Source organism: Marinobacterium sp. NO-S09 (assembly GCF_059179545.1).
The window spans coordinates 4,144,488-4,152,620 of the sequence record NZ_CP168954.1; the positions used below are offsets into that span (position 1 = coordinate 4,144,488).

Here is an 8,133-nt window from a genome sequence, read left to right on the forward strand (position 1 = left end):
GGCGGTTTTTTTTCATGTCAGGGTCAGATGTGCTCGACCGCGGACACTTCATACTCGATCAGGCCTGACGGGGTCTGCACTGCGGCAATATCCCCTTCTTCCTTACCCACCAGCGCACGCGCAATCGGCGAGTTCACTGAAATCTTGCCCTTTTTGATATCCGCTTCGTCATCACCCACGATCTGGTAACGTACTTCTTCATCGGTATCAATATTGAGCAGATCCACAGTGCTGCCAAAAATCACTTTACCCGTGTGCGGAATCTCGGTGATATCGATCACCTGAGACTGGGACAGCTTGTATTCAAGTTCGCGGATGCGACCTTCAATAAACCCCTGCTGTTCGCGGGCGGCGTGGTATTCGGCATTTTCTTTCAGGTCACCGTGCTCACGGGCTTCCGCAATGGCTGCAATCACTGCCGGACGCTGGACCGACTTGAGGTCGGCCAGCTCTTCCCGCAGCACTTTCTCACCATTAACAGTCATCGGGACACGTTTCATGATGCTTCTCCTGCGTGCAGGTCCTGCAGACGGCGAACCGTCTTCTCTTCACCGTACTTAAGTGCTTCGGCGGTTGCCGCCGCACCTGCCAGTGTAGTGGTGTAGGGCACCTTGTGCTGCAAGGCAGAACGACGAATCTCGGCAGAGTCTGCAATCGCCTTGCGACCTTCAGTGGTGTTGATCACATAGCTGATCTCACCATTCTTGATCATATCAACGATATTCGGACGACCTTCCGCAACCTTGTTGACGCGGGTAACGCTCAGACCGGATTCTTCCAGCAGCGCCGCAGTACCGCCTGTTGCCACCAGAGCAAAGCCCAGCTCAGCCAGGTCTTTGGCAACCGGCACAACCGCAGCCTTGTCGACATCACGCACGGAGATGAACGCCTTGCCATTGGCAGACGGCATTTTCTCGCCAGCGCCGATCTGGGCCTTCATGAAGGCTTCACCGAAGGTCGCACCAGTACCCATGACTTCGCCGGTCGACTTCATTTCCGGGCCCAGAATCGGGTCAACGCCCTGGAACTTGTTGAACGGGAACACCGCTTCCTTGACGTTGAAGAACTTGGGCACGATCTCTTCAGTGAAACCCAGCTCCTGCAGGGTCTTGCCGGTCATGACACGTGCCGCAACAGCGGCCAGTGAAGTACCGATACACTTGGAGACAAACGGCACGGTACGGGAGGCACGCGGGTTCACCTCGATGACATAGATTTCACCATCCTGGTAAGCCAGCTGTACGTTCATCAGGCCGACAACGCCCAGTTCCAGCGCCATTTTGCGGACCATGTCACGCATTTCGTCCTGCACATCTGCAGCCAGGCTATACGGCGGGAATGAACATGCCGAGTCACCAGAGTGAACACCCGCCTGTTCGATGTGCTGCATGATGGCGCCGATAACGACGGTTTCACCATCGCTGACCGCATCAATATCAACTTCGACCGCTGCGTTGAGGAAGTGGTCCAGCAGAACCGGTGCGTCGTTGGACACTTTAACAGCAGACGTCATGTAACGACGCAGCTCATCTTCCTTGTAGACGATCTCCATGGCACGGCCACCCAGTACGTAGGACGGGCGAACCACCAGCGGATAACCGATCTTGCCGGCTTCAACAATCGCTTCTTCCAGACTGCGTACAGTCGCGTTTTCCGGCTGCTTCAGGCCCAGACGCTTCAGCATCTGCTGGAACTGTTCACGGTCTTCCGCACGGTCAATCGCTTCCGGGCTGGTACCGATGATCGGCACACCGGCTGCTTCCAGTGCTACAGCCAGTTTCAGCGGTGTCTGACCGCCGTACTGCACGATCACGCCCTTGGGCTGCTCGACATTAACGATTTCCAGCACGTCTTCCAGCGTGATCGGCTCGAAGAACAGACGATCAGAGGTGTCGTAATCGGTGGAAACGGTTTCCGGGTTACAGTTGACCATGATGGTCTCGTAACCGTCTTCACGGGCCGCCAGTGCCGCGTGTACACAGCAGTAGTCAAATTCGATACCCTGACCGATACGGTTCGGGCCGCCACCGATGACCATGATCTTGTCACGATCAGACGGGTTGGCTTCACACTCTTCCTCGTATGAGGAGTACATGTAAGCGGTATCCGTTGCGAATTCAGCCGCACAGGTATCCACACGCTTGAATACCGGACGTACGCCCTGCTTCTGACGCTGCTTGCGGAACTGTTTCTCGCTTACGCCCAACAGCTGCGCCAGGCGCGCATCGGAGAAACCCTTGCGCTTGAGACGGAAAATCTGGTCCTTATCCAGCTCGCTCAGCGCTGTTTCAGAGACACGCTGCTCGTCCTTGATCAGATCTTCGATCTGCACCAGGAACCAGGGGTCTACACCGCTGAGCTTGTAGATTTCATCGACGCTCATTCCCAGACGGAAGGCATCACCGATGTACCAGATGCGCTGCGCACCCGGCTGCGTCAACTCGGCCACGATTTCATCACGGGCATCTTCAGCATCCAGATCCAGCACTGGATCAAAACCGACAGAGCCGACTTCCAGACCGCGCAGTGCTTTCTGCAGGGATTCCTGCTGAGAGCGACCGATCGCCATGACCTCACCTACAGATTTCATCTGCGTGGTCAGGCGGTCATTGGCCTGCGGGAATTTCTCGAAGGTGAAACGCGGGATCTTGGTCACGACATAGTCGATGGACGGCTCAAAAGACGCCGGGGTACGACCGCCGGTGATATCGTTCTGCAGCTCATCCAGGGTGTACCCCACTGCCAGCTTGGCCGCGATCTTGGCAATCGGGAAGCCGGTTGCCTTGGAAGCCAGAGCAGAGGAACGGGATACACGCGGGTTCATTTCGATAACCACAACGCGACCGGTTTCAGGATCCACACCGAACTGAACGTTGGAACCACCGGTTTCCACACCGATCTCACGCAGCACCGCGATCGATGCATTACGCATGATCTGGTACTCCTTGTCGGTCAGGGTCTGGGCCGGTGCCACGGTGATGGAGTCACCGGTGTGCACGCCCATGGCGTCGAAGTTCTCGATGGAGCAGACGATGATGCAGTTGTCGTTTTTGTCACGCACAACTTCCATCTCGTACTCTTTCCAGCCGATCAGGGATTCATCGATCAGCAGCTCGTTGGTCGGCGACAGGTCCAGACCACGCTCACAGATTTCGATGAACTCTTCACGGTTGTAGGCAATACCGCCACCGGAGCCGCCCATGGTGAAGGACGGGCGGATGATCGCCGGGAAGCCGATGGAATCCAGCACCTGCAGTGCTTCTTCCATGCTGTGTGCGATCGCCGCGCGCGGGCACTCCAGGCCGATGTTCTTCATCGCCTTGTCAAAGCGTTCGCGGTCTTCTGCCTTGTCGATAGCGTCCTGGGTAGCGCCGATCATCTCTACGCCGAACTCGGCCAGCACGCCTTCACGGTCCAGATCCAGGGCACAGTTCAGTGCGGTCTGGCCACCCATGGTCGGCAGCAGCGCATCAGGGCGCTCTTTTTCAATGATCTTGGCGACGGTTTTCCAGTTGATCGGCTCGATGTAGGTCGCATCCGCCATAACCGGGTCGGTCATGATGGTGGCCGGGTTCGAGTTAACCAGGATTACACGATACCCCTCTTCGCGCAGTGCCTTACAGGCCTGGGCGCCGGAGTAGTCGAATTCGCAGGCCTGTCCGATAACGATCGGGCCCGCACCAAGGATGAGAATACTTTTAATGTCCGTACGTTTTGGCATCTGTCTTAACCGGTCGTATCTATAGCTATCACGGGTTCACAGTCAGGCTTCAGGCCTGCTTGCGGGCTTTGATCTGTTCAATGAAACGATCGAACAGCGGCGCCACGTCGTGCGGACCGGGGCTTGCTTCCGGGTGACCCTGGAAACTGAATGCCGGGCAGTCAGTGCGCTCGATTCCCTGCAGGGAACCATCGAACAGTGACTTGTGGGTCGCACGCAGGTTGGCCGGCAGTGATGATTCATCAACTGCAAAGCCGTGGTTCTGGCTGGTAATCATCACGTGAGTGCTGTCCAGATCCTGAACCGGGTGGTTGGCCCCGTGATGGCCAAATTTCATCTTCACGGTACGGGCACCTGATGCCAGAGCCAGCAGCTGGTGGCCCAGGCAGATACCGAATACCGGCACCTGAGTATCCAGAATGTCGCGAATGGCCGTGATTGCGTAATCACAGGGCTCGGGGTCGCCGGGGCCATTGGACAGGAACACACCATCCGGATTCAGAGCCAGCACATCAGCAGCGGGAGTTTGTGCAGGCACGACGGTCAGGCGACAGCCACGCTCGACCAGCATACGCAGGATGTTGTGTTTGACACCAAAGTCATAGGCAACCACATGGAAAGGCAGTTCGCTGTCTGCTTTTTCCACGTGTCCCTGACCCAGTTTCCAAGTAGATGAACGCCATTCATACTGCGCTTCAACACTCGCTTCTTTCGCCAGGTCCATGCCTTTCAGGCCCGGGAATGCGCGTGCCGCGGCCAGTGCTTTCTCTTCATCCAGCTCATCGCCAGCCAGGATGCAGCCGTTCTGAGCACCTTTTTCACGCAGAATACGGGTCAGGCGGCGGGTGTCGATATCCGCGATACCGACAATATTATTGTCCTTCAGGTACGCATCCAGACTCTGTTCACTGCGGAAGTTGCTGGCCAGCAGTGGCAGATCCCGGATCACCAGGCCGGCGGCCCAGGTACGAGTGGATTCCTGGTCTTCCTGGTTTACCCCTGTATTACCGATATGGGGATAGGTCAGGGTTACGATTTGGCGAGAGTAAGAGGGATCCGTCAGGATCTCCTGGTAACCGGTCATGGAAGTGTTGAATACCACTTCACCACTGGACTCACCATCAGCGCCAATCGCTATTCCCCTGAAAATACTTCCGTCTTCAAGGGCTAGAATGGCTGGTCGCGTCAATTGAACCTCCCCGCGCATGCGCTGCTTCACTGGACAAATTTGGATAGTATACGTGCAAAAAAGCGAGGCAAAACTTGATGCTTACCTCGCTTTCGAAAATTGGGCTGTTTGTGTCCTGCACTTGTAGCAGGTAAACGGCCATATTTTAGACTATCCCGCCTTGCACGTCTATCAGCTTGAAACCCGCCCTCGTCATCTGAGCGTCATAGAGAAGCAATATATTGTCGCTTTTTAAGAACATCTGATTGTGAGTCTCATGCGCATTTCAACACTAGCACGCCTCTCATCCCTGACGCTCCTCCTGATGCTGGCTCTGTTGACTGCATCTGTCGTTATTTCCCTGAAATTACTCAGTGATGCCTTTTCCAACAGCACCAATTATCAGGACTATACCCTCGAGATCAAAAACCAGATCGAGCAACCCGCCAACCAGTACTTGAATACCGGCAACGCCACACGCCTTACCGAACTGGATCATGGGATAGATCAGGCTCTGGACACCAACACCCAGAACCTCTGGCTTGAGGAAGCCATTCGCAGCCAGATACAACAGATACTGTCAGGCCTGAAGCAGGAGACGCTTCCCCAATTGCGCAGCGCCGGCAAACTGGCAGACCCGCAATCATTACTGATCAATAACGAACGTGAACTGGCGTATAGCCTTAAAAGCCTGTCCGACTATGCACAACAGTATCTGAGCGAGCAACCTGATGGAGCTGCACAGGATCGCGCACTGTTTTTCCTGGAAAGCAGTGCCGGCCTGTTGTCCAGCCTGCATCACCTGACGCTCTTGCGCCAAAGCTATTTCAGCCAACCAGACGCCGAAACGGCTGACTCCATCGAACTACATCTGAAAGAGATGCAGGAACAAGCCTCCGCGATACAGTCCCGTGAATTACTGGGCCTTTATGAGGTCGAGGAAGAAGACCCCATGGCGGCATTGATGGGGTGGGACACCGATCAGGAGCGCACTGAAATTGGTGAAGAGCCGGTAAGCCAGATCAGTAACCTGATCAACCGCTACCCCAAAGAGCTTGGCAATGCCCGCAAGTTCAATGTCCTCAAGCAACAGGGGCAGGCCGCAGCCAGTGAGAGCATGCTGGCATTGCAGCAAGAGCTGGCCCATATCGAAGAAGTGCTGAACGAGTCATATCGCAATACGCTCAGCACCACCTATTGGATTCTGGGTATTGGTGTCGGCCTTATTCTGTTGGCAGCTGTTCTCATGACAATATTGCTCAACCGCCTGGCTAGCCTGCTGGTTGTTGGCAGCCACCATATTGCCCAGCTTGCCGAAGGCGAGCTGCACGGGCAGATCAATATGATCAGCCGCTTTGAAGAAGCCCGCCAGCTCAACCAGGCACTGAACCGTCTGCAGGATTATTTCAAGCGGCTCATAAGCCAGATCGGCCAACAAACCGACGCCCTGGGCTCTCTCAAAAGCCGAGCCATTGATAGTGCTGCAACCCTTGAACAACGGGTTAGCCAGCAGCATGAGCAAGCGGCCCAGTCTGCCAAACAGATGCAACAACTAACCCAGTCGTTCCAGGAGGTTGCCGCTAATGCCGCGCGCACCAACGATGTCACCTTTGATGCTGGCAAACAGGCCGATACTGGGCATAAGCGTATCCTCAGTACCAGCGATTATGCCAGTCAGCTGATCCAGGAGGCCGAACGCACCGAAGCCAGTATTCAAACCTTGAGACGTGACACCCTTGCCATTGGCGAAGTACTCAACGTGATTCATGGCTTTGCCGAGCAAACCAACCTCCTCGCCCTCAATGCCGCCATTGAAGCCGCACGCGCAGGTACAGCCGGGCGTGGCTTTGCAGTTGTAGCCGAAGAGGTCCGCAACCTGGCCACCAATACCTCCGCATCCGCCGAGCAGATCCAGCAACTGATCAACACCTTGAACAAGGCATCCGACGATGCTGCAAACTGCGTCGAGAGGCAGAAATCATTGGTTGATGCCACCGTTGGTGCCATCTCTGAAAGCCGTACTTCCATGGAGCAGATACGCGATGCGGTCAGCCAGATTGCCGAAATGAACGCATTTATCGCGTCTGCCACCGAGCAACAGTCAGCAACAACGGAAAACCTGCAGCAAGCTATCGAACACAGTGCAGAGCTTGCAGCCGAATCGGCTACGGGCGCAGATAACAACAAGCAACTGGCACTTGAGATGGATGATGTCAGCCGTAACCTGGACACTCTGGTGCGCAGATTCCATCAGGAGCAATAATTAATTTAAAATCATGAAGATAGTTGACTTGCTCAGCTGTCACTGGCAGAATTCTCCGACTTGCCCAGATAGCTCAGTCGGTAGAGCAGGGGATTGAAAATCCCCGTGTCGGTGGTTCGATTCCGCCTCTGGGCACCAAACATTTCAAAAAAGCCTCGCATAAGCGGGGCTTTTTTGTATCTGCTATCTTTCTCGAATACCTTATCGCGCTAACTGGCAATGGATAAACCTATCCTGATATCCATGGTTTAATACGCTATCGACTGCGCCTTCCGACGGTCACCACAGCAAGATTTCCAGCTCTGTCAGCTCTTCATTACTTCGCACCCCGCACTCCCTCACAAGGCAGGGTACCTCTATTTGTGATGGCTTTTCCAAAAGATGACTTGGATCAATTTCTGTCATAGCAATGCCCTGCCCCACGAGTTTTAAGAATTTTTCTTATATACCCGATCAGGAAGCCTGACTAGTATTGTCCTCGAGGTTCACAGGACGTGATCACAACGTGAAGGAATAGCGCACCTCAAGCTGCACAGGAACATGCAGCAGCTGACATGGATGTCGGTGACAGGGCCCCTTGGCACGGATTGCGTCGGGGCCCTTCATTTTTACCCACAATATTTTTACCCACAGCTCACCCTTCCTTACTACACAGCCTTACATTCGTTTTTCCAAGGCAGTGAACAAGTACATTTTTACTTTGTCTTACAGCGACCTGAAGTTGTTACACCGAACAAAACCTCTGTTTACCAGGGCTATTCATTTCCAGGCCGTAGCGATTTTATACCCATAAATATCCACTGATACTCAGATAGCCTGCCTGGTACTGCATGTCACACCTGGGAGGCGAGTCTGATATTGGATGAGGCAGGTTGAAGCGGTAGCTGGAAGTTCTATGTACACGTATATCTTGATGCGGTTCTTGCGTGGTCCATAACGCAAAAACCCCGATCTCGACGAGACCGGGGTTTTCACTTAATT

Annotated in this window: 4 protein-coding genes and 1 tRNA gene; 2 read left to right on the forward strand and 3 right to left on the reverse strand. The window is 54.6% G+C overall.

Going from position 1 to position 8,133, the window contains the following annotated elements:
* Positions 1 to 23: 23 nt before the first annotated feature.
* The 3 genes from greA to carA are packed head-to-tail and all read right to left on the reverse strand — an operon-like array spanning position 24 to position 4,910.
* Entirely contained in the window at positions 24 to 500 is a 477-nt protein-coding gene (gene greA / locus O3C79_RS19045; protein ID WP_010325167.1) for a transcription elongation factor GreA, read from the reverse strand.
* Entirely contained in the window at positions 497 to 3,721 is a 3,225-nt protein-coding gene (carB, locus tag O3C79_RS19050) for a carbamoyl-phosphate synthase large subunit (RefSeq protein ID WP_494384360.1), read from the reverse strand. The genes greA and carB overlap by 4 nt, the downstream gene beginning before the upstream one ends.
* Positions 3,722 to 3,770: 49 nt before the next feature.
* The gene (gene carA, locus O3C79_RS19055) at positions 3,771 to 4,910 is read right to left on the reverse strand and encodes a glutamine-hydrolyzing carbamoyl-phosphate synthase small subunit (protein ID WP_494384361.1); all 1,140 of its coding nucleotides are present in this window, start codon (positions 4,908 to 4,910) and stop codon (positions 3,771 to 3,773) included.
* A 256-nt stretch (positions 4,911 to 5,166) separates the two neighbouring features.
* Between carA and O3C79_RS19060 the strand changes: the two genes are divergently transcribed.
* Together O3C79_RS19060 and O3C79_RS19065 are read left to right on the forward strand one after the other, a co-directional pair.
* Positions 5,167 to 7,152 (forward strand): methyl-accepting chemotaxis protein, encoded by a 1,986-nt coding sequence (locus tag O3C79_RS19060; protein ID WP_494384362.1) that lies wholly within the window; start codon positions 5,167 to 5,169, stop codon positions 7,150 to 7,152.
* 62 nt (positions 7,153 to 7,214) lie between these two features.
* Positions 7,215 to 7,290: transfer RNA gene (locus tag O3C79_RS19065), tRNA-Phe, on the forward strand.
* Positions 7,291 to 8,133 lie beyond the last annotated feature (843 nt).